This is a genomic window from Bradyrhizobium sp. U87765 SZCCT0048 (assembly GCF_018131225.1).
Classification (GTDB): domain Bacteria; phylum Pseudomonadota; class Alphaproteobacteria; order Rhizobiales; family Xanthobacteraceae; genus Bradyrhizobium_A.
In genome coordinates, this window is the sequence record NZ_JAFCMM010000003.1 from 260,001 (window position 1) to 280,911 (window position 20,911).

General features: G+C 65.6%; 19 protein-coding genes and 1 riboswitch (1 of these 20 running past the window's edge). Of the genes, 9 read left to right on the plus strand and 10 right to left on the minus strand.

Translation table 11 applies throughout. The annotated features are described in order from the left end of the window. On the plus strand, positions 1 to 1,245 hold the 3' portion of the coding sequence (locus JQ639_RS19785; RefSeq protein WP_211967982.1) for a M23 family metallopeptidase. 870 nt of this gene lie to the left of the window's left edge; only the last 1,245 of its 2,115 coding nucleotides appear in the window; its start codon lies beyond the left edge, outside the window; it ends in the stop codon at positions 1,243 to 1,245. A gap of 58 nt (positions 1,246 to 1,303) precedes the next feature. Here the strand turns inward: JQ639_RS19785 and JQ639_RS19790 are convergent, their stop codons facing one another. Together JQ639_RS19790 and clpB are read right to left on the minus strand one after the other, a co-directional pair. Further along, positions 1,304 to 2,704: a C13 family peptidase gene (locus JQ639_RS19790; RefSeq protein ID WP_211967983.1), complete on the minus strand. Its 1,401-nt coding sequence runs from the start codon at positions 2,702 to 2,704 to the stop codon at positions 1,304 to 1,306. Between the two features lie 168 nt (positions 2,705 to 2,872). Beyond that, positions 2,873 to 5,539 carry an ATP-dependent chaperone ClpB gene (gene clpB, locus JQ639_RS19795; RefSeq protein ID WP_211967984.1) on the minus strand — a complete coding sequence of 889 codons (2,667 nt, stop codon included), beginning with the start codon at positions 5,537 to 5,539 and terminating at the stop codon, positions 2,873 to 2,875. A 281-nt stretch (positions 5,540 to 5,820) separates the two neighbouring features. On the opposite strand from clpB, the gene JQ639_RS19800 reads away from it, so the two are divergent. Then, on the plus strand, positions 5,821 to 6,606 hold the full coding sequence (locus JQ639_RS19800; protein WP_211968511.1) for an MOSC domain-containing protein: 786 nt from the start codon (positions 5,821 to 5,823) through the stop codon (positions 6,604 to 6,606). Here the strand turns inward: JQ639_RS19800 and JQ639_RS19805 are convergent. From JQ639_RS19805 to metX, 3 genes are all read right to left on the minus strand, one after another. Next, positions 6,590 to 7,222, minus strand: a complete 633-nt coding sequence (locus JQ639_RS19805; protein ID WP_211967985.1) for a TIGR02594 family protein — start codon at positions 7,220 to 7,222, stop codon at positions 6,590 to 6,592. The genes JQ639_RS19800 and JQ639_RS19805 overlap by 17 nt on opposite strands. Before the next feature lie 207 nt (positions 7,223 to 7,429). Continuing rightward, positions 7,430 to 8,092, minus strand: a complete 663-nt coding sequence (gene metW, locus JQ639_RS19810) for a methionine biosynthesis protein MetW (protein WP_211967986.1) — start codon at positions 8,090 to 8,092, stop codon at positions 7,430 to 7,432. Next, the gene (gene metX, locus JQ639_RS19815) at positions 8,089 to 9,288 is read right to left on the minus strand and encodes a homoserine O-acetyltransferase MetX (protein ID WP_211967987.1); all 1,200 of its coding nucleotides are present in this window, start codon (positions 9,286 to 9,288) and stop codon (positions 8,089 to 8,091) included. Before metX ends, metW begins: the two co-directional genes overlap by 4 nt. Before the next feature lie 217 nt (positions 9,289 to 9,505). Beyond that, positions 9,506 to 9,585, minus strand: a riboswitch (SAM riboswitch). A 305-nt stretch (positions 9,586 to 9,890) separates the two neighbouring features. Between metX and JQ639_RS19820 the strand changes: the two genes are divergently transcribed. From JQ639_RS19820 to JQ639_RS19835, 4 genes are read left to right on the plus strand one after another with little or no spacing between them, the layout of a single operon-like run. Beyond that, positions 9,891 to 10,745, plus strand: a complete 855-nt coding sequence (locus JQ639_RS19820) for a chorismate mutase (RefSeq protein WP_211967988.1) — start codon at positions 9,891 to 9,893, stop codon at positions 10,743 to 10,745. 44 nt (positions 10,746 to 10,789) lie between these two features. Continuing rightward, entirely contained in the window at positions 10,790 to 11,881 is a 1,092-nt protein-coding gene (gene hisC / locus JQ639_RS19825; protein WP_211967989.1) for a histidinol-phosphate transaminase, read from the plus strand. 1 nt (position 11,882) lies between these two features. Then, on the plus strand, positions 11,883 to 12,836 hold the full coding sequence (locus JQ639_RS19830) for a prephenate/arogenate dehydrogenase family protein (protein WP_211967990.1): 954 nt from the start codon (positions 11,883 to 11,885) through the stop codon (positions 12,834 to 12,836). Between the two features lie 43 nt (positions 12,837 to 12,879). Beyond that, positions 12,880 to 13,572, plus strand: a complete 693-nt coding sequence (locus JQ639_RS19835; RefSeq protein ID WP_211967991.1) for a hypothetical protein — start codon at positions 12,880 to 12,882, stop codon at positions 13,570 to 13,572. 70 nt (positions 13,573 to 13,642) lie between these two features. Here the strand turns inward: JQ639_RS19835 and JQ639_RS19840 are convergent, their stop codons facing one another. Further along, positions 13,643 to 14,839 carry a DUF2125 domain-containing protein gene (locus tag JQ639_RS19840; RefSeq protein WP_211967992.1) on the minus strand — a complete coding sequence of 399 codons (1,197 nt, stop codon included), beginning with the start codon at positions 14,837 to 14,839 and terminating at the stop codon, positions 13,643 to 13,645. 139 nt (positions 14,840 to 14,978) lie between these two features. Here JQ639_RS19840 and JQ639_RS19845 point away from each other — a divergent pair, with 139 nt between their 5' ends. Further along, complete coding sequence (locus JQ639_RS19845) at positions 14,979 to 15,557, plus strand: gamma-glutamylcyclotransferase (protein WP_211967993.1); 579 nt, start codon at positions 14,979 to 14,981, stop codon at positions 15,555 to 15,557. A gap of 19 nt (positions 15,558 to 15,576) precedes the next feature. On the opposite strand, the gene JQ639_RS19850 is transcribed toward JQ639_RS19845, so the two are convergent. The 4 genes from JQ639_RS19850 to ftsE form a co-directional block, all read right to left on the minus strand. Further along, entirely contained in the window at positions 15,577 to 16,356 is a 780-nt protein-coding gene (locus tag JQ639_RS19850; RefSeq protein WP_211967994.1) for a lysophospholipid acyltransferase family protein, read from the minus strand. Positions 16,357 to 16,358: 2 nt separating this feature from the next. Beyond that, positions 16,359 to 17,126: a YdcF family protein gene (locus JQ639_RS19855; RefSeq protein WP_211967995.1), complete on the minus strand. Its 768-nt coding sequence runs from the start codon at positions 17,124 to 17,126 to the stop codon at positions 16,359 to 16,361. A gap of 208 nt (positions 17,127 to 17,334) precedes the next feature. After that, positions 17,335 to 18,309, minus strand: coding sequence for a cell division protein FtsX (locus JQ639_RS19860; protein WP_211967996.1), 975 nt, complete (start codon positions 18,307 to 18,309; stop codon positions 17,335 to 17,337). Next, a complete protein-coding gene (gene ftsE, locus JQ639_RS19865; RefSeq protein WP_211967997.1) occupies positions 18,302 to 18,961 on the minus strand; it encodes a cell division ATP-binding protein FtsE in 660 nt (219 codons plus the stop codon). The genes JQ639_RS19860 and ftsE overlap by 8 nt, the downstream gene beginning before the upstream one ends. Before the next feature lie 227 nt (positions 18,962 to 19,188). Here ftsE and JQ639_RS19870 point away from each other — a divergent pair, with 227 nt between their 5' ends. Together JQ639_RS19870 and JQ639_RS19875 are read left to right on the plus strand one after the other, a co-directional pair. Beyond that, a complete protein-coding gene (locus tag JQ639_RS19870) occupies positions 19,189 to 20,049 on the plus strand; it encodes an MJ0042-type zinc finger domain-containing protein (protein WP_211967998.1) in 861 nt (286 codons plus the stop codon). Positions 20,050 to 20,363: 314 nt separating this feature from the next. Further along, positions 20,364 to 20,849, plus strand: a complete 486-nt coding sequence (locus JQ639_RS19875; protein WP_211967999.1) for a carboxymuconolactone decarboxylase family protein — start codon at positions 20,364 to 20,366, stop codon at positions 20,847 to 20,849. Positions 20,850 to 20,911: the final 62 nt, after the last annotated feature.

Genomic DNA, 20,911 nt, shown 5'->3' on the forward strand with positions numbered 1-20,911 from the left:
ATTCACATCGTCAAGAAGGGAGATACCGTCATCTCGATCCTGCGCGACCAGGGCGCTACGCCCGAGGAAGCCAAATCGATCGCCGCCACTCTCGGCCCGCGCGGTCGTGACGGCGGCCTGAAGGAAGGCCAGAAGCTACGGATCCTGATGGTCGCCGCAGCGCCCGGCCAGCGGCTGCAGCCCTACCGGGTGATCGTCGCCAACGACAATACGGTCGAAGCCGTCGCCGCGCTGTCCGACATGGGCAAGTATGTCGCCGTCGACGTGCAGAGCCTCAACAGCACCGCCGAGACCGCCGACAACACCGACGACAGCGACGACGATGATGACGGCACCGGCGTGCGGCTCTACCAGAGCATCTACGAGACCGCGCTGCGCAACAAGGTCCCCGCCCCGGTCATCGAGGACATGATCCGCATCTACTCCTACGATGTGGACTTCCAGCGCCGCGTTCAGGCCGGCGACTCGTTCGAGGTGTTCTACGCCGGCGAGGACGAGACGCCGAGCAACACCGACAAGAACGAGGTGCTGTACGCCTCGCTCACCATCGGCGGCGAAACCAAAAAATACTACCGCTTCCAGACCCCCGACGACGGCGTGGTCGACTTCTACGACGAGACCGGCAAGAGCGCGAAGAAGTTCCTGGTGCGCAAGCCGGTCAACAACGCGATCATGCGGTCGCCGTTCGGCGGCCGTCGCCATCCGATCCTCGGCTACACCAAGATGCATACCGGCGTGGACTGGGCGACCGCCTACGGCACGCCGATCTTCGCCTCGGGCAATGGTGTGATCGAGAAGGCCGAATGGTCGGGCGGGTACGGCAAGTACATCCGCATCAAGCATCCCAACGGCTATGAGACAGCCTACGGCCACATGAGCGCCTATGCCAAGGGCATGGAGCCCGGCAAGCGCGTGCGTCAGGGTCAGGTCATCGGCTTCGTCGGCTCGACCGGGCTCTCCACCGGCGCTCACGTCCACTACGAAATCCTGGTCAACGGACGCTTCGTCGATCCGATGCGCGTCAAGCTGCCGCGCGGCCGTTCGCTCGACGGAACGCTGCTCGCAGGCTTCGAGCAGGAGCGCGACCGCCTCGACACCATGATGAGCAGCCGCGGCGGCGGCCCCGCCCGCGTCGCGCAGAACCAACCGGCGCCGGCGTCTGCTGCCCGGGCCGGCAAGGGTCAGGGCTTCAGCTTCTCCAACCAGGACGCGCTCGAATCTGTCGGAACGACCACGAGCCGCTAAGCCGCTGCGCTTTCCATCGACAACTGACGTATGACACCCCCGCCCCGGGGAATCGGGATTATCGGTCCGCGGCAGCTTCCAGCCCGGGCGCCCCGGCAACGGCAAGCTTCTGCAGCAACGCCGCGCCAAAATGAGCCTGTGGATGGGAAGCAGGCAACTTGTCCCGCGCTTCCCACTCCGCAATCAGGCTCGTGGCCTTCGCGAATGCCGTCGGCAAATCGACGCCCGGCCGAATGCTCTGGTTGAAGAAGGCGTCACCGAAATAGGTCCACTCGCGTTCGTTCGAACATCCGAACGACGAACTTTTGTCATCCGATGCGGTGATGACGATCGAATGCTCGTCGGACAGAGGTTTCAGGAAAACGCCGGCGTAGCAGGCGGAAACGATGATGATGCGGTTCCGGATTCCCTCCGCCTTTAGGGTCTCGGCAACATCGTCTGGCGACAAATCGCGATAGAACGCCCCATAGAGCTGGAGTGCCACCCCGTCAGGCGAGCCATGTGACGTCAGAAAAATGGCGAGGACGTCTTCAGCCGGGTCCATTGTCTTCGCGACCGCATGAACGGCGGCCGCGAAATTCTGACGCGATGCGACCGGCATGTTCGTCACCGTATCCGGATGATTGACGAGACGTAGCGTTCGCCCCTCGATGTCCATCGTGTGCGCTAACGCGCCCATGGCGCCATCGAGCTCCTTCACGAACACATCCTGTGGCGACCATCCGGCAGCGCCGATCGTGTAGACATCGACATGTCCCGGGCGCTGCGGCTTGAGTCCGCTGATCGCCGCATCCATCAAACGCCCTTGAGCAAGCTCGACCGCTCCGCGGTCCACGCTACGTGGTTTTTCACCCTCGCCCGCGCGCCGCTGCGCTTCACGAAACGCCTCCCACAAATTCGACTGTGACTGCTTGTAGTCTTTTCCGATGAACGTCGGGGCATAGGGAAAGGCGTTGCCGAAGACCGTGACCGCGAGGGCAAGGCCGAACGACAGCGTCAGCGCCCGCAACCAGCCCGATCGCTGATGCCCGCTTCTCAGCAGCGCGACATAGATGCCGACGATCCAGATGAATATGGCCAGAAACCAGCCCCACGACGGCGCACTGTCACGCCACCAGGACCGCAGGCCGGGCACAAACTTGATCGCAAGCTCGACGGCCAGCGCAACCATGATGCCCTGGACCACCAGCGCTACGAGCGATGCCATTCTCCGCGACGAGGGCATGAACAGCGCGACGATGGCGAGATAGCCCGCGAGGAAAGCAACCGAGCCGTTCAGACCATATGGATCAAACGTCAGGAGCGAGTAGCTGCGCGCGTATTGCGTCGCAATGTCGATCGTGAGGTAGAGAAAGCACCACCCAAGGAGCGCCCGCGCGCCAACATCCGGAATATCGCGCGTCGGTCGCCAGACCGCCGCGCGTCCTGCAAGCTTCACCGTCTTGAAGATCGTTCGCATGGCGCTTCCCCTCGACTTCGTCAACTTTAGGTCGAAGGAAACAAGAATTTCACCCCGAATATCGCGGGTTCCGGATGCGAGCGGTCATGAAACGTTAGCCATATCCGGAGACAGAATCGCCAAGGGCCGGGGAATCCCCGGCCCTTGCAGTGAACTTGCTGCCGTCGCTCAGTGCGTCGTATGCGGCCCGTCGTTGCCGCGCGCCGCGCGGGACGAGCTGCGGGCGGCGAAGACCTCGTCATCGAAGCCTTCGACGGCTTTGCCGTTGAAGGTCAGGCCCTGCTTGTCGGCCGCGATCTTCACGGTGTCGCCGTCGCGGACGTCACCACTGAGAATCATCTCGGCCAGCGGGTCCTGCACACTGCGCTGAATCACCCGCTTCAGCGGGCGGGCGCCATAGGCAGGGTCCCACCCCTTGTCGGCGAGCCAGTCGCGCGCCGACACCTCGAGCTTGAGCGTGATCTTGCGATCCTCCAGCAGCTTCTGCAGCCGGCCGAACTGGATCTCGACGATCCGGCCCATCTCGCTCCGCTGCAGGCGGTGGAACAGGATGATCTCGTCGATCCGGTTCAGGAACTCGGGCCGGAAGTTGGCCCGCACCGCCGTCATCACGAGATCGCGCACCGCGCTGGTGTCCTGCCCTTCGGGCTGGTTCACCAAGAACTCGGCACCGAGATTCGAGGTCATGATGATCAGCGTGTTGCGGAAGTCCACGGTGCGGCCCTGACCATCGGTCAGGCGGCCGTCATCGAGCACTTGCAGCAGCACGTTGAACACGTCCGGGTGTGCCTTCTCGATCTCGTCGAACAGCACGACCTGGTACGGCCGCCGGCGCACCGCTTCGGTGAGCGCGCCGCCCTCGTCATAGCCGACATAGCCGGGAGGCGCGCCGATCAGGCGGGCAACCGAGTGCTTCTCCATGTACTCCGACATGTCCATGCGCACGAGCGCGGTCTCGTCGTCGAACAAGTACTCGGCGAGCGCCTTGGTCAGCTCGGTCTTGCCGACGCCTGTCGGCCCCAGGAACATGAACGAGCCGATCGGCCGGTGCGGATCCTGCAGGCCGGCGCGGGCACGGCGCACCGCGGTCGACACCGCACGCACCGCCTCGCTCTGTCCGATCACGCGCCTGGCAAGACTGTCCTCCATCTTGAGGAGCTTTTCCTTCTCGCCTTCCAGCATCTTGTCGACGGGCACGCCGGTCCAGCGCGACACCACCTGCGCGACGTGGTCGGCGGTCACCGCCTCCTCCACCATGGCGCCATTGGCCTCGCTGGCCTCGATCGCGGCGAGCCGCTTCTCAAGGTCCGGAATCTTGCCATAGGCGAGCTCGCCGGCGCGCTGGAATTCGCCGCGGCGCTGGGCGTTGGCAAGTTCCACGCGGTACTGGTCGAGCTCGGCCTTTAGCTTCTGGGCGTCCGACAGCTTGCCCTTCTCCGCGCTCCAGCGCGATGTCAGATCGGCCGAGCGCTTCTCGAGATCCACAAGCTCGGTCTCGAGCGTCTGCAGCCGACTCCGGGAGCCTGCGTCGGTCTCCTTCTTCAGCGCCTCCTGCTCGATCTTCAGGCGAATGATCTCGCGGTCGATCGAATCCAGCTCTTCGGGCTTGGAATCGACCTGCATCTTCAGCCGCGCCGAGGCCTCGTCGACGAGGTCGATGGCCTTGTCTGGCAGGAAGCGGTCGGTGATGTAGCGGTTCGACAGCGTCGCCGCCGCGACGATGGCGCCGTCGGTGATGCGCACGCCATGGTGCTGCTCGTACTTGTCCTTGAGGCCGCGCAGAATCGAGATGGTGTCCTCGACCGACGGCTCACTGACGAACACCGGCTGGAAGCGCCGTGCCAGCGCCGCGTCCTTCTCGACATGCTTGCGGTACTCATCGAGGGTGGTCGCGCCGATGCAGTGCAGCTCGCCGCGCGCCAGCGCCGGCTTCAGCAGGTTCGACGCATCCATCGCGCCGTCCGCCTTGCCCGCGCCGATCAGGGTGTGCATCTCGTCGATGAACAGGATGATGCCGCCCTCGGCCGACGTGACCTCCTGCAGAACGGCCTTCAGCCGCTCCTCGAACTCGCCGCGATACTTCGCACCCGCAATGAGGGCACCGAGATCGAGCGACAGCAGCTTCTTGTCCTTAAGGCTCTCCGGGACGTCGCCATTGAGAATACGCAGCGCCAGGCCTTCGACGATCGCCGTCTTGCCGACGCCGGGCTCGCCGATCAGCACCGGATTGTTCTTGGTCCGGCGCGACAGCACCTGGATGGTGCGTCGGATCTCCTCGTCGCGGCCGATGACCGGGTCGAGCTTGCCGTCGCGTGCTGCCTGGGTGAGGTCGCGGGCATATTTCTTCAGCGCGTCATAGGCGTTCTCCGCCGCGGCGCTGTCCGCGGTGCGTCCCTTGCGCAGCGCGTTGATGGCAGCATTGAGGTTCTGTGGGGTGACGCCGCCCTGCTTAAGCAGCGCGCCGGCGTCGCTGTCCTTGTCCAGCGTCAGCGCCAGCAACAGCCGCTCGACGGTGACGAAGCTGTCCCCCGCCTTCTCGGCCGCCTGTTCCGCTGCCTCGAATAACCGCGCCGTGGCGGGCGCGAGATAAACCTGTCCGGCACCGCTGCCAGACACCTTCGGCATCCTGGCAAGCGCCGCCTCGGTCGCCTGCAGCACCGCGCGCGAGTTACCGCCCGAGCGGTCGATCAGGCCGCCAGCGAGGCCCTCGCTGTCGTCCAGCAGCACTTTCAGGATGTGCAGCGGGGTGAACTGCTGGTGCCCCTCGCGCAACGCCAGCGATTGCGCAGACTGGATAAATCCCCGCGCGCGTTCCGTATACTTCTCGATATTCATGGTCGTCCTTTCCCTCGGCCTGCCGCGAATGCCCCGAAGGCACATTCCCCGACATCGTCATTGGGGGTTCCCCGTGCGTCGTTGATGTTGGTCAACACACCCGTGGTCGTCTGTCTTTTAGGCTCGGTTGATTGCCCCGACCCGATCCTCATGTGGGAGCGGTCGCGGCGCAACGGAAGGGGGTAAACCTTCGGAAAATGAGGATTTTCCTGACGGAACCCACCCGCCGGGCCGGCTTTGGATCTGGCGACTCGGCCAAGGATTTCCTACCAATCGAAGCCATGAGCGCAAGCGGCACCGTCGCCAGCATTTACCGCTATCCGGTCAAGGGGCTGTCACCCGAGCCGATGGCCAGCGTCGACCTTCAGGCCGGCGAACCCCTGCCTCTCGACCGCCGCTATGCCATCGAGAACGGTCCGAGCGGCCTCGACCTGGCCGCGCCGCGCCACCTGCCCAAGATCCACTTCCTGATGCTGATGCGCAACGAGCGCCTGGCCGCGCTCGAGAGCCGTTACGATCCGGCCAGCCATGAGCTGGCGATCCATCATCACGGCGAGGAGGTTGCCCGCGGGAACCTGCAGACCGACGAAGGGCGCACCGCTATCGAGCGCTTTTTCGCCAGGACGTTCGCCCGGGAGTTGCGGGGGCCACCCAGGGTGCTGGAGGCGCCGGGACACAGCTTCTCCGACACGCCAAAGAAGGTGGTGTCGCTGATCAACCTCGCCAGCGTCGCCGAACTCGCGGCGCTCACGGGCCAGCCGGTGCACCCTCTGCGCTTTCGCGCCAATGTGTATATCGCGGGGTGGCCCGCGTGGCACGAGTTCGACCTGATCGGCCGAACGCTCGCGGTGGGGAATGTGCGGCTGACGATCACCAAGCGGATCGTGCGCTGTGCCGCCGTCAACGTCGATCCGCTGACGGGGCTGCGGGACCTGACGCTGCCGCATGACATGATGCGGCGCTATGGGCACGACGACTGCGGCGTCTATGCCGAGGTGGTCGCCGGCGGCACCGTGACCGCCGGCGATCCGATCGTTGCGAGCGAGCAGCTCAGCTCGACGGCATGACGTAGGCATACACGCGCGCACGCGGATAGACCGCTTCGGCGACGCGACGTCCGTGATTGCCGGACACGACAATCGGATTGCCCTTGGCATCGATGCCGCTGACCACTCCGACATGTCCGCCGCCACGGCGGCTCATCACCGCGATGGCGCCCACTTGCGGTCCGGACACCCGGTGGCCGTAGCTCGCGAACGAGCGCGCCATGTCCGAGCCAGTGCCCTTGTGGCCTGAACGCTGCAGGACCATGTTCATGAAACGCGCGCACCACAGGCTGCGACGGTCCGTCGGATTGCCGCTGCCGATGTAGCGGCGCGCCTCGGCGACGACGTCAGAGCCACCAAAGGCTGGTGCCGGGCCAGCGAATGCCGGGTTCTCCCACGGCGACATCGCGGCTTCGTCCTGCGGCACGGCCACGCGACGCGCATGCCGATAGTGCCGGCCATGGTGCCGCACACCATGATGGCGAACGTGCTGGCCATGAGAATGGGAATGAACGTGACGGCTGGCGCCGTGAGAAGGCCTCGCCGAGGCCGGTGTCGCGAGCGCGACGATTGCCACCGAACACAGCGCGAGCGCGACATGCCGCAGTGGCAGGCGAAACGTAGTCGATTCGATCATCATGTATCCCTAGTGACACCCCCAAATCCAACGGGCCCCGCAAGGGGCCCGTCATCCGCGTGCGAAAAACGAATCTGATGTGACGAGAGCAAGGCGCAATATGGTCGCGACGCAACCATTTCGTGGTCATGTCGCGATGACAATGTGACGATTCAGTGGGGTTCCACGCCGCGATGGCGCCCGATTGCTGAAACGAAAGTTAATCGCTCAACGACCGCCACGGCTGAGAAGGAAGACGCCCTGCTCGCCGAACATGTTCCAGAACCACCACGGCGCGTTGAGCCTCAGCGGCAGCCCATTGAGATTGAGCGCCACCGCGCGCTCCATCTTGACGTTGATCTCGTCGCACAGCTGCACAAAATCCTTGATGGTGCAGAAGTGGATGTTGGCGGTGTCGTACCATGTCGCCGGCAGGTGCTCGGTGCGCGGCATCTGGCCCTTGACGAGAAGCTGAAGCCGCATCCGCCAGTGCCCGAAATTAGGGAACGAGACGATGGCGCGTCGCCCGATGCGCAAAAGGTGCTCGAGCACAACCTTGGGCTGGCGCGTCGCCTGAAGCGTCTGCGACAGGATCACGTAATCGAAGGAGTCGTCAGGATAGTTGACGAGATCAGTGTCGGCATCGCCCTGAATCACCGCAAGGCCCTTGGCGACACAGTGATTGACGCCCTCGCGCGACAGCTCGATGCCACGGCCATCGACGCCGCGGCTTTCCAGCAACCGCAACAGGTCTCCCTCGCCGCAACCGACATCGAGGACCCGCGATCCCGGCTCAACCATTGCCGCGACCAGCAGATGGTCGCCGCGATAGGCATCGGCGGGACGCGCGAGACCGCCCGTCGCCTGGAGAGCTTCGCTCTGTGCCGTCATGTCGTTGCATCCGTGTTGCCGAGGCCGCGCGCCACGGCGGCCGAGTTGAGGAAGGCGCGCGCGATATCGTGGAATTCAGGCACGTCGAGCAGAAATGCGTCGTGCCCCTTGTCGGTCTCGATCTCGGCGAACGAGACCCGTGCGCCGCCGGCGTTCAACGCATGCACCACGTTGCGCGACTCGGCTGTCGGGAACAGCCAGTCGCTGGTGAACGACACCAGGCAGAAACGCGTACGCGTGCCGCGGAACGCGCGCGCCAGCACGCCGTCGTGATCCGCCGCGATATCGAGATAGTCCATCGCCCGCGTCAGATAGAGATAGCTGTTGGCGTCGAAGCGTTCGACGAACGAGGAGCCTTGATAGCGCAGATAGCTCTCGACCTCGAAATCGGCATCGAAGGAGAAGGTCGGCATGGCGCGGTCCTGCAACCGCCGCCCGAACTTGCGATGCAACGCCGCGTCCGACAGATAGGTGATGTGCGCGGCCATGCGCGCGACGCCGAGACCGCGCTGCGGGCGTACGCCGTGCTCGAAATAGCGCCCTTGCCGCCAATCCGGATCGGCCATCACCGCCTGCCGACCGACCTCGTGGAAGGCGATGTTCTGAGCTGAGTGGCGCGTCGCGCAAGCGATCGGCAACGCCGCGAATACGCGCTGCGGATAGGCCGCCGCCCATTGCAGCACCTGCATGCCGCCCATCGAACCGCCGACGACGGCGAACAGCGTGTCGATGCCGAGCCGGTCGATCAGCATCGCCTGCGCGCGCACCATGTCGGGAATGGTGATGAGCGGGAAATCGAGGCCCCAGGGCTTACCGGTGGCCGGATTGATCGACGCCGGTCCGGTGCTGCCGAGGCAGCCGCCGACGACGTTCGAGGAAATCACGAAGTAGCGGTCGGTATCGATCGGCCGGCCCGGACCGATCATGATGTCCCACCAGCCCGGCTTGCCAGTGACCGGATGAATATTGGCCGCGTGCTGATCGCCGGTCAGCGCATGACAGATCAGGATGGCGTTGCTGCGCGCCGCATTGAGCGCGCCGTAGGTCTGGTAGGCGATCTGGAACGGCGCCAGGTCGACGCCGCAATCGAGATGCAGCGGCGTGTCACTGTTGAACTGCGCAACCTGCGAGGTGGGCTGGTCCGCCTCGCGCACATGCGCCTGCAGCTGGGCTGATTGCAGATTCAACGTATCCATCGGACCTCTCCGAAACACCCGCCATGTCCAGTCAGGTCATGTCCAGTCAGACCATGTCGGGACAGGCATGCGATGGCGCCAACGCCCCGCCGGCGCCGCGGTCGTCGCGGGTCGGATATGGCTGCCGTGGCATGCGCGAACATGGCGTCTCCAGACCTACCGAGTTGACCGGGGTCCGGGCACAAAAAAACCGGCACGAACCACGGTTCGGCCGGGATTTGATCTGTCCCCGGCCTGTTTAGCGAGTTTTTTAACGTGGCTGCAAGCCGGCCGGCTCAAATGACCACGGAACAGGCATGGTCTTAGTCCCGTGGTCGCGTCCCGTCAAGATCGGGCACTGCGGCGGCCTCGTGCCGCCGCGGCGTTGCGGACGGCCGGCAACGACCATGTTTTCTTTGATTTCGCCCTCCGTCTTACCTATCAATGCCTTGCCAGCGCCGCCGATCCGGCGTTCCTGCGCCGCGCCCTCCTGCATCCGAAGTTCGTGCAGGAGCGCGCCGGGATCTCTCACGAACTTCGAATGCGGGGCACGCGCCCTGCAATCCGTACCGGCCCAGCCCTCGCAGGGCAGCGCGCACGCCATCGCAAGGTTTTTGAAGATAATGTCCCAGTCTCCCCCCGCGCCGCCGATGCTGCAGGAACTGCGTCGCGAGATCGACCGCATCGACGAGCAGGTGCACGAACTGTTGATGCAGCGCGCCGACATCATCGACCGTCTGATCGCGGTGAAGCAGACCCAGGAGGTCGGCTCGGCGTTCCGGCCGGCGCGCGAGGCCGACATGATGCGGCGCCTGGTGCAACGCCATCACGGCATCTTGCCGCTCGATACGGTGGAGAGCATCTGGCGGGTCATCATCTCGACCTTCACCTACGTTCAAGCGCCGTTCGCGGTGCATGCCGACCTGTCGCCCGGGGAATCGTCGATGCGCGATTCCGCGCGCTTCCATTTCGGCTTCACCGTGCCGTTCACGGCGCATTTCAGCGCCCCTGCCGCGGTAGAAGCCGCGGCCAGGTCGAAGGGCGACCTTGCGCTGGTGCCGGCCGTCGCCAGCATCTCGCCGTGGTGGATTCCGCTCGAGGCGCCGGGCGCGCCGAAAATCATCGCCCGCCTGCCCTTCATCGAGCGCGCCGACCATCCGGCCGCGCTGCCAGTGTTCGTGATCTCGCGGGTCGCCGACGACGCCATGGTCACCGACGTCGAGATGTGGAGCATCCGCGTCTCCGGCTGGAATGCCGACGTCGCACGGGCGCTGTCGCCGTTCGCCGAGATCGTCGCGGTCCCCGATGGCGCGTTCGACGGCGCTGCGCTGCTGGTGTCGGTGTCGCGGGAGCATCCGCTGTCCCGCATCACCTCGACCCTGGTGGCCGCCGGCACCTCGATCCGCTCGGTCGCCCTCGTCGGCAGCCACGCGACGCGCTATACAGTGCCAGCGAACGGCGCCGCAGCCGGGACCTGATCCCCGCCGCGCCGCACCTTCTGCGTTTTTCGGAGTTCGATCAGATGTCCCGCCCAGTGCCGAAGCCCGGCATTCTCGAAATTGCCCCCTATACGCCCGGCAAGAGCGGGGACGGGCATGCCGGCAGGGTATTCAAGCTCTCGGCCAACGAGACGCCGTTCGGCCCGTCACCGAAGGCGATCGAGGTCTACCGCGCGGCAGCCGCGAACCTCGAGGACTATCCGGAAGGATCGTCCCAGGTGCTGCGCGAGGCGATCGGACGCAAGTTCGGCCTCGATGCCAGCCGCATCATTTGCGGCGCCGGATCCGACGAAATCCTGAACTTTCTCGCCCATGCCTATCTCGGCCCCGGCGACGAGGCGATCCATACCACCCACGGCTTCCTGGTCTACCCGATCGCGACGCTGAGCAACGGCGCGACCAATATCATCGTGCCGGAGACCGACTTCACAGCCAATGTCGACGCCATCCTGCGCGCCGTGACGCCGCGCACCAAGCTGGTGTGGCTCGCCAATCCCAACAACCCGACCGGCACCTATCTGCCGTTCGACGAGGTCAAGCGGCTGCGCCGCAGCCTGCCCTCGAACGTGCTGCTGGTACTGGACGCCGCTTACTGCGACTATGTTGCGCGCAACGACTACGAGTCCGGCATCGAGCTCGTCGCCACCACCGACAATACGGTAATGACGCGGACGTTCTCCAAGATCTACGGCCTCGCGGCGCTGCGCATCGGCTGGATGTACGGCCCGGAGCACATCGTCGATGCGGTCAACCGCATCCGCGGGCCGTTCAACGTATCGACCCCCGCGATGCTCGCTGCCGTCGCCGCGCTGGAAGACGCCGGGCATTTCGAGAAAGCCCGCAGCCATACCGAGCTCTGGCGCGACAAGCTCACCGATGCGATCGGCAAGCTCGGCCTCAAGGTGACACCGAGCGTCGCGAACTTCGTCCTGATCCACTTCCCGGTGGACAAGGGCAGGACCGCCGATGAAGCCGATGCGTTCCTGACCCAGCGCGGCCTGATCCTGCGCGCGCTGAAGAACTACAAGCTGCCCCATGCACTGCGGCTGACCATCGGCACCGAGGAAGCCAACCGCCTGGTGATCGAGGCGCTCACCGATTTCATGGGACGCTGAGATGACCGTGCCTCCGAAATTCCAGCGCATCGCCCTGATCGGCCTCGGCCTGATCGGCTCGTCGATCGCGCGCGCCGTCCGCCAGCTCGGCCTCGCCGGCGAACTGGTGGTGACCGATGCCTCCGCCGAGGTGAGAGCCCGCGCCGCCGAGATCGGGCTCGGCCACCGGGTGGCGGCCTCGAATGCCGAAGCCGTCACCGGCGCCGATCTCGTCATCGTCTGCGTGCCGGTTGGCATCTGCGCCGACGTCGCGGCGGATATCGGCGGCCATCTCCAGGCGGGAGCGATCGTCTCCGACGTCGGCTCGGTCAAGGGATCGGTGCTGCGGGCGATGGCGCCCCACCTGCCGGACACCGTCCACTTCATCCCGGCACATCCGGTCGCCGGCACCGAGAACTCGGGTCCCGATGCCGGCTTCGCCGAATTGTTCATCAATCGCTGGTGCATCCTGACGCCGCCCGAAGGCGCCGACACCGCCGCGGTCGAACGGCTGGCGGCGTTCTGGCGGGCGCTTGGTGCCAATGTCGAAGTGATGACCGCTGACCACCACGATCTCGTGCTCGCGGTCACCAGCCACCTGCCACACCTAATCGCCTACACCATCGTCGGCACCGCCGACGAACTCGAGGACGTGACGCGCTCGGAGGTGCTGAAGTTCTCTGCCGGCGGCTTCCGCGACTTCACCCGCATCGCTGCTTCCGACCCGACGATGTGGCGCGACGTGTTCCTCAGCAACAAGGACGCCGTGCTGGAAATGCTTGGCGCCTTCCAGGAAGACCTGTCGAAGCTGACGCGTGCGATCCGCCGCGGCGATGGCGAGGTGCTGTTCGACCATTTCACCCGCACCCGTGCGATCCGCCGCGGCATCGTCAATCTCGGCCAGGAGACCGCAAGCCCCGACTTCGGCCGGCCACATCCGCCGCTGCCCAAGGGCGGCGACGAGGCGGACAAGTAGCATCCGCCGCACCCCATTGCCTCGACGATGCTGGAGTGCGTGCATGGCCAAGGCCGAGAACTGCTTCAATCTGGTTGGTGATGGCGACGACGTCGATGTCATTCGGACGACCGAGAAGGTTTTTGGCATCGGAATCTCCAGTGCCGAGGCTTCCCGCTGCGAGACGTTCGGACAATTTTTCGAGGTAGTATCGTCGAAACTGAACACGACAGGCGCGCCGACGCGCGGCTGCCCGACTGCTCTTGCATTCTTTCGCGTCCGCGCGACGCTGCGGCACCTTGGCCACACGCAACGCCTGACACCGCAGACCGACATGCGTAAGGTCTTCAATGCCTACGGCAGCGAACGCCTCCAGCGGGATCTATCGAGAGAGCTGGATCTGAGCCTGCCCGGCCTGGAATTGCGCCCGGCGAGCATGGCCGTCTTGATCATCGTGCTGGCGCCCGGCGCGGCCGCCGCGATCTGGCTGTGGTCGTGGCAACCACTTCTGCCCGGCCTCGCACTGCCGGCTGCCCTGGCGCTTGTGATGCCACGGCAGCTCCCACACCATTTTGCTACTCTCGGCAGCTATGCACGCCATTGCAGCATCTGGACTTACGGCAAGCTCGCCCGAGCGTCCGGCCGGGCCCGCCCTCAAGACATCTGGGATACGCTGTTCATCCTGATCCGGGATACCGCGCCCAGCGACTTCAAAGGCCCGGTGAAATACGACACGCGCTTCTTCGCGCAACGATGATGCAAGCCGCCGCGGATGCCCGTGTTTATCGATCCTCATTGCACCTTCGCGCCGGGCCACGGGCACGGCCTCAGAACAGCGGCGGCGTCTGGGCGACCTGAAGCGGACCGAGAAAGATCGCGCCATCGACGAACTTGAGCGGCAGCGCGATCGCCTTGCGCCCCTCGAGAGTCGTCGGCTGTCCCAGCATGTTGATGCCGGCAGCAAGTCCCGCGTTGGCGTTCTTGCGCGCGAGATTGCCGAGGCCCGGAATCATCCTGTCGAGCGCGCCGATCACATTGTTGACGTCGCGCGCACTGACGCCCGGCGCCATCTTGTCGATCGCCGATTGCGACACACCCTGGTCGATGAGGCGATCGAGCCCGAGAGCCGGAATGATCTTGTCGAGGCCCGCGATCGTCATCTCGAGCTGGCCGTCGAGCTTGCCGTTGGCATTGATGCCGAGCGAGCCGGCAGCGAGCGACAGCACCTCGCCCTGCTCGACGCGCGATTGGGTAATGTCGATGCGGCCGCCCGCCGCCTGGATCTCGCGGAAGCGCACCGGCCATGGCTTCGGGGACAGGTCCTTGAGGCCGCGCAACGTGGCGCGGATATCGGCGTTGAAAGGCACCTGCAGTACAGCGTGAACGCCTTGCAGACTTGCGCCCTGTACCTGCAACACCGTCTCGATGACCGGATTGTCGGCCACCGAGCCATCCGCGAGACGCGCATGGAATTCGGCGTGATTGGCTCGCAGCAGCGGCACCGGGCGGTCGTCGACCATACGATCGAGCGCCGGCGCATCGAACTCGAACGAGGTACGTTGCGGCGAGAACGGCAGCCCGATCACGCTCGCCCGCCCCTTGCTCCAGTTGCCGACGAAGGATGGCTGCTGGCCGATATCGGTGAAGCTCACCGGGCCGGTGAATTCGGCAATGATGTGCTGCGGGTCGTAGACCTGAGCGATCACGAAGATGTCAGCGAGGCGCACCGTCATCGGCGTGCCGCTCGCCGCCTGCTCGGCGGTCTGCGACACCAGCGCCACGCTGGCGCCGTTGCAATGCAGCTCGAGGCGGAACGGGAAGCCGGCCACCGAGCGATTGGTACAGTCGTAGATCCGCCCGGACTTGGCCTCGCGGGCCCGCCAGCCGTCGAGTTCGCTCTCGATCCGCGACGACGCGTAGAACCAGAACGCGCTCCACGCCGCTGCCAGGATCAGCACCACGATCGGAACCGCGTAGAGCGTCCAGCGGGAGCGGCGGCGCGGCGGGTCAATGGTGACTGGCATCAAGCATCCTCGATCACGTCAGGGGCGCGGCTGCCGCGCCCGGGTTTGGCGGATACATATCCAGAATCTGCGGGCAACTAAAGGCATTGAACTCGTCCGCGCCCCGTGAGACAGACACAGGCGCAATCAAGTGGACGCAATGACGGCAAAAACCCTCTCCCCGGCCGATTTTCCCGACGGCGACCTGTGGGTGTTCGGCTACGGTTCGCTGATCTGGAATCCAGGCTTTGCTTTCGTCGAGCAGGTGCCGGCGCGGCTGATCGGGGAACATCGTGCGCTCTGCATCTACTCCTTCGTGCATCGCGGCACGCCGGAGACCCCCGGGCTCGTGCTCGGCCTCGACCGCGGCGGCGCCTGCCAGGGGATCGCGTTTCGCGTCGCGCACGAGCAGCGCGATGCGACCATCGCCTACCTGCGCGCGCGCGAACAGGTAACCAGCGTCTACCGTGAGGTCAAACGTTCGGTCTGGCTGCGCAACCACCCGCAAGAGCGGGTCAGCGCCGTGGTCTACGTGTCCGACCGTGGCCACGACCAGTACGCCGGCCGTCTCAGCCTCGATCAGCAGTTGCATTTCGTACGCCAGGGCCACGGCCATGCCGGCCCCAACGTCGAGTACGTGCTCGCCACGGTGAAAGCCCTCGAGGCCCGCGGCATTCATGACGCGCCCCTGCACCAGCTGGCGGCGCGGCTGCGCGGCGAGGCCGCCCTGCATCGCTGACGATGCCGCAAGCGCCAGCCTAGACCGACGACGGTTGATCGGCAGCCGGCAACGGGCGGCCGAACAGGCGCGCCTGCTCCTCTCGCCCGTCCTGCACGATCCGATTGGTCGCAGTCTCGATGGCGCTCGAGACCTGCGCCAGGAATTCATCGCGTGTCAGTCCCGGCGGCAGCACGTCGAGGAATTCGACGACGATCGTGCCGGGGTAGCGCATGAAGGTCCGGCGCGGCCAGAACAGGCCCGAGTTGAGCGCGACCGGCAAGCAACTCGCCTCGCAGTCGACATAGATCTGGCCGACGCCGTACTTGTAGCGCGGTTCGGCGCCGACCGGCCGGCGCGTGCCCTCAGGAAAAATGATGAGCTGGCGCCCGCGCTGCACCTCGTCGTGGGCGGCGCGCGCCATCTCGAGAAGGGTACGGCCGCCGGCGCCGCGATTGACGCCGATCATGTCGGCCTTCGCCAGATACCAGCCGAACACCGGGATCCACTTCAGCTCGCGCTTGAGGATGTAGAGCGGCTCCTCGAAGAATTGCAGCAGCGCGAAGGTCTCCCAGATCGACTGATGCTTGGCGGCGACGATCAGCGGTCCCTTCGGAATCTTGTCGATGCCGCGATATTCCACCTTGGTATTGCAGATCACCCGCATCAGCCAGATGCTGCAGCGCGCCCAGGTGCGCGCGATGCCGAGAATGCCCCAGCGCGGCATCACGAAGGTCGGAATGCCCGCAATGATCAGCCCGACCAGAACGATATAGAACAGGACGTTGAAGATCAGCGAACGCAGAAAAATCGAGACCATGGTCATTCCCAGTTGATCGACAGGCTGGACCTGCGGGCGACGACGCTCGGCACGCCGGGCTGCCCCGGATCGCTGCGCATCTGATTGCCGGATCCGGTGCCGCCGGATGCGATCATCGTGCTCAGGCCCCAGCGGTCGAGCCGCACACGGACTTCGGCGAAGACATATTTGGCATATTCCAGCATCAGCAGCCGCATCGCCGCGCCACTCGTCCACCACGGCTCGTCGTTCCACTTGTCGCCGACCACCGGAAACGGAATCAGCGCGACGTCGGGCATCGCGTGCGACAGCTCCACGATGGCACGCGGCATATGGTAGTTCGAGGTCACCACGATCAGCGAGCGGAAACCGCGCTCGCGCACCCAGCGCCGCGTCTCCACGGCATTGCTGCGGGTATTGACCGCCGAGCGGTCGAGATCGACGCAGCAGGCGAGCAGCGGCTGGCTGTCGGGCAGCGAGCGCTGGATGTCGGAGACGCCGTTGGTCGGGTGCACGCCCGAGATGAGCAGCCGCTTGCCGTAGCCGACCGCGAGCAGCTCCATGGCGTCCGAAATGCGCGACGATCCGCCCGTCAGCACCACGATGCCGTCGGCATCGTGCGGTGGTTTGACCTCGTTGACCGGCAGGCGCGCCAGGAAGACCAGGAAACCGGCGACGCCGACGATGCCGACGCCCGCGGCCGCCAGCAGGACCGCCAGCAACGCGACCAGCAGCGGCCGCCGCCGACGCGGCGCGGCGGCCGGCAACGATTGTCCGGCAGTCGTCGTCATGACAAGGTCGTTCGGCTCGTGCGCCATCGTTCTGCTCCGACGGCGGCCCGCTGCGGCCCGGCGTCGGTCAACTCCCCTCTTTTCACCCGAAATCGTCCGTCCGGCCCGCGCCGGCCGCGGATCAGGCCGGTCTTGGACCCGGACGCGGATTCTAGCGCAAATTCCGGCTTTGCTGCGACCCCAAAACGGACCGCCCGACAGGCGGGCGTCAATCGATGTCTTCCAGCGTCGCAAACAACGTCCGGCGGGAGGCCCAGCCGGTGATCGCGGCAATCAGCGCCGCCTGCGCCAGCAGAATCAGATAGCCGGACGGCCGCAGCGAAAAGGTGCCGAGCAGCGCCGCAAACTGGTCGCCGACCGGCGTGCCGGAAAACCAGCGGCCGATCGATTCCGAGAAGCCGAACAGCAGCATCGCCCCGACGACGCCAATGACCCCGCCTTCGCAGCCGAGCAGCAGGAAGTGGCGCAGGAAACGGTTGGCGATGTAGCGGTCACCGGCGCCGACGAAGTGGAGCACCTCGACGATCGGACGGTTGGCGGCCATGGCGCCACGGGTAGCGAACGACACCGAGATGATGGTGGCGGCGATGACCAGAGCCAGGATGCCGATGCCAGCGAACACCGTCGCCCCGGTGGTCGAGCGCATCCGCTCGATCCAGGCGCGATGATCGTCGACGCTGGCCGACGGCGCGACCTGCGCGACGCGGCCCCGCAAGCGGGCGAGATCGAGCGAGCCATCGGAGGCGACGCGCGCAACGATCACCCGGGGGACCGGCAGATCGTCGAGCGACAGGCCGGTGCCCAGCCACGGCTCCAGCAGCTTGGCCGATTCCTCGCTGGTGAACGGACGCACGTCGACGACGCCGGGCTGCGCGCGCACGGCATCGGCGACCGCGCGAACGTCCTTTTCGATATCGCGCCCCGGCGCCGGCCGCACCTGCAAGGTGATCTCGCTGGCGACATCCGACTGCCACTCCGCCGCGGACGCCCGCACCAGCAGCACTGCGCCGGTGGTCAGCGATGCCAGAAAGGTCATGATCGCGACCACCGCGACCAGGGCGCTGCCCGAGATCGATGCGCGCGGCACGATCGGCGAAGCGTTGCGCGCCTTCGCGGGCAATTGCGGACGTTCGCTTCCGCCAAGATCCATCATGCCGCGACGATGGTCGCCGGTCCTACTCATAGATGTGCAGCCGTCCTTCGTGCAGCACCATGCGCCGCGCGTCGATCTGGTCCATCAGCCCGATGTCGTGGGTCGCGATCACCACTGCGGTGCCCGAACGGTTCAGCTCGATAAACAGCCGCAGCAGCCGCCGCGCCAGCGTCGGATCGACGTTGCCGGTCGGCTCGTCGGCGAGCAGCAGCAGCGGCCGTGCGATCACCGCGCGCGCGATCGCGGCGCGCTGCTTCTCACCGCCCGACAGGATCGGCGGCAGCGCATCCATGCGCTCGCCGAGACCGACCCAGCGCAGCAGGTCGATGACCTCCTTGCGATAGCTCGACTCCGAGCGCCCCATTACACGAAACGGCAGCGCCACATTCTCATAAGTGGTCATGTGATCGAGCAGACGGAAGTCCTGCAGCACGATGCCGATACGCTTGCGCAGATCGGCGATCGCGTCCTTGCCGAGCAGCGACACATCCTGGCCGAACAGGTTGACCAGACCACGGGTCGGCCGCAGCGACAGGAACAGCAGGCGCAGCAGCGAGGTCTTGCCCGCACCCGAGGGCCCGGTCAGGAACTGGAACGAGTGGGCAGGAATCTGGAACGAGAGATCGCGCAGGACCTCGGGGCCGAGCCCGTAGCGCAGACCGACGTTTTCGAACCGGACCAAGATCAGCTCCGTTCGCCAACAGCCCGGCGGCGCCGGGCATCCTGCCGCACCGTCAAAAGCCCTTGTACTTCAACGAATTACATACAAACCGCACGGCATGCCACAGACCTTCCGGGATCCGCGCCGTGCGGTCCGTTCCCGAAAGCGGTTGTGCGTCCGTTATGGTTTCCGGTTCGTTAACGGACGGATGCTAACACTTCAACGCTCTCGTTATGGCGACAGGTTCCATGCAGATCGTTTGCCCCCATTGTGCAACGTCCTATGCGGTCGACCCGACCTCGTTCGGCACCACCGGGCGCACCGTCCGCTGCGCTCGCTGCCGTGAAACCTGGCTCGCCTATCCCGAGCAGACGCCCGCCTATTCCTCGATAGTCGACGAAAACGATCCGGGCTGGGGCATCCCGGCCGATGACGACCTCGGCGACGACCCGGCGCATGATTCCATTCCGGAAGTCGAAAGTCCGTCGATCACCAGCGACCTGCCCGACGATTTGCCGCACGATGCCGGCCCCGCCGCGCACGACGCCGAGTGGACCGCGCTGGCGCGTGAGGACGACGAGACGATGGAGGACACCCGCCGCTCGTGGCTCGCCCGCCTGCGCCTCCCGGCGCTGTCGCTGGGACCGCTCGCCCGCCCTGGAGCGATCCCGTTCGGCCTGCCGATCGCATGCGGCGTGATGGGCATGCTGGTGCTCGGCCTGATCGTGTGGCGAGCCGACGTGGTCAGGGTGATGCCGCAAACCGCCGCCTTCTTCCGAATGGTCGGGCTGTCGGTCAACCTGCGCGGCCTCGCCTTCGAGGACGTCCGCATTTCCACCGAGCTTGTCGAGAACAAGCCAGTCCTGATCATCGAGGGCAACATCGTCGATGTTGCAAAGAAGCCGATCGAAATTCCGCGCCTGCGCTTCCTGGTACGCGATGCCAACGGTACGGAAATTTATGCGTGGAACGCGGTGCTCGATCAGCCCGCGCTGAAGCCGGGCGAGAAGGCCTGGTTCAAATCGCGCCTCGCCTCGCCGCCGCAGGACGGCCGCGAGATCGTGGTGCGTTTCTTCAACCGCCGCGACATCGCTGCCGGCGGCGCCTAGCTCTCCTTCCCCGGCACGCTTCCAGCGATATCTAACGTGACGCCGCGCGCCCGCGCGATCTTCGCCGCGGCGCCAACCGCATGGGCAAATTCATTCGTATACTGCGAATTTGTTCGTCATTCCCATATCGTGGGATTATTTGTCATTTACAAATTTGTTCGCCATATGCTTATCATGATGCCTGCTCGCGCGGATGCCGGCCAACGGCCCTCGTCGCGGCGAACGGACCATTCGTCAGGATGTCGGGGCGGACCACCGCTCGGAAGCAACAGCCGGCCCAAGCCGCGACACCGCATACAGGGAGAGACAGCACGATGCCGCGCCTCGAAGGCAAGACCACCGTTCCCGGCAGCCATTTCCGCAAGATCATGAGCCTGCGTCCGGACATCTCGAAGAGCTGGATGGCGATGGACGAAGCCATGCGCTTCTCCGGCGTTCTGCATCCGGCATTGAAGGAAGAGGTGCGGCGCATGGTGGCGCAGCACAGCGGCTGCGCGTTCTGCGCCTCACTGGGCAAGCCGGTCGGCACCTATGATGATCCGCGCCTCGCTGCGGCCGTCGCCTATGGCCGCGCCGTCGCCGAGCGTCCGACCGGTGTCGACGACGCCATCTGGGACGAACTGCGCCGCCACTTCAACGACGAGGAAATCGTCGAGCTCACCGCATGGGTCGCCTTCATGTTCGCCAGCGAAATGATCGGCGGCATCATGAAGCTCGATCCGGCGTCGCCCGAGCTGCTGTCGATGTACACGAAGTGGATCCAGACCGGCATCGATCGCTACGCGCCCGCCGCCGGCTAACCGCCTCGCATACCCCGCCACCAGCCAGCCCGGATGCGGATACCGTCCGCTCCGGGAACGAG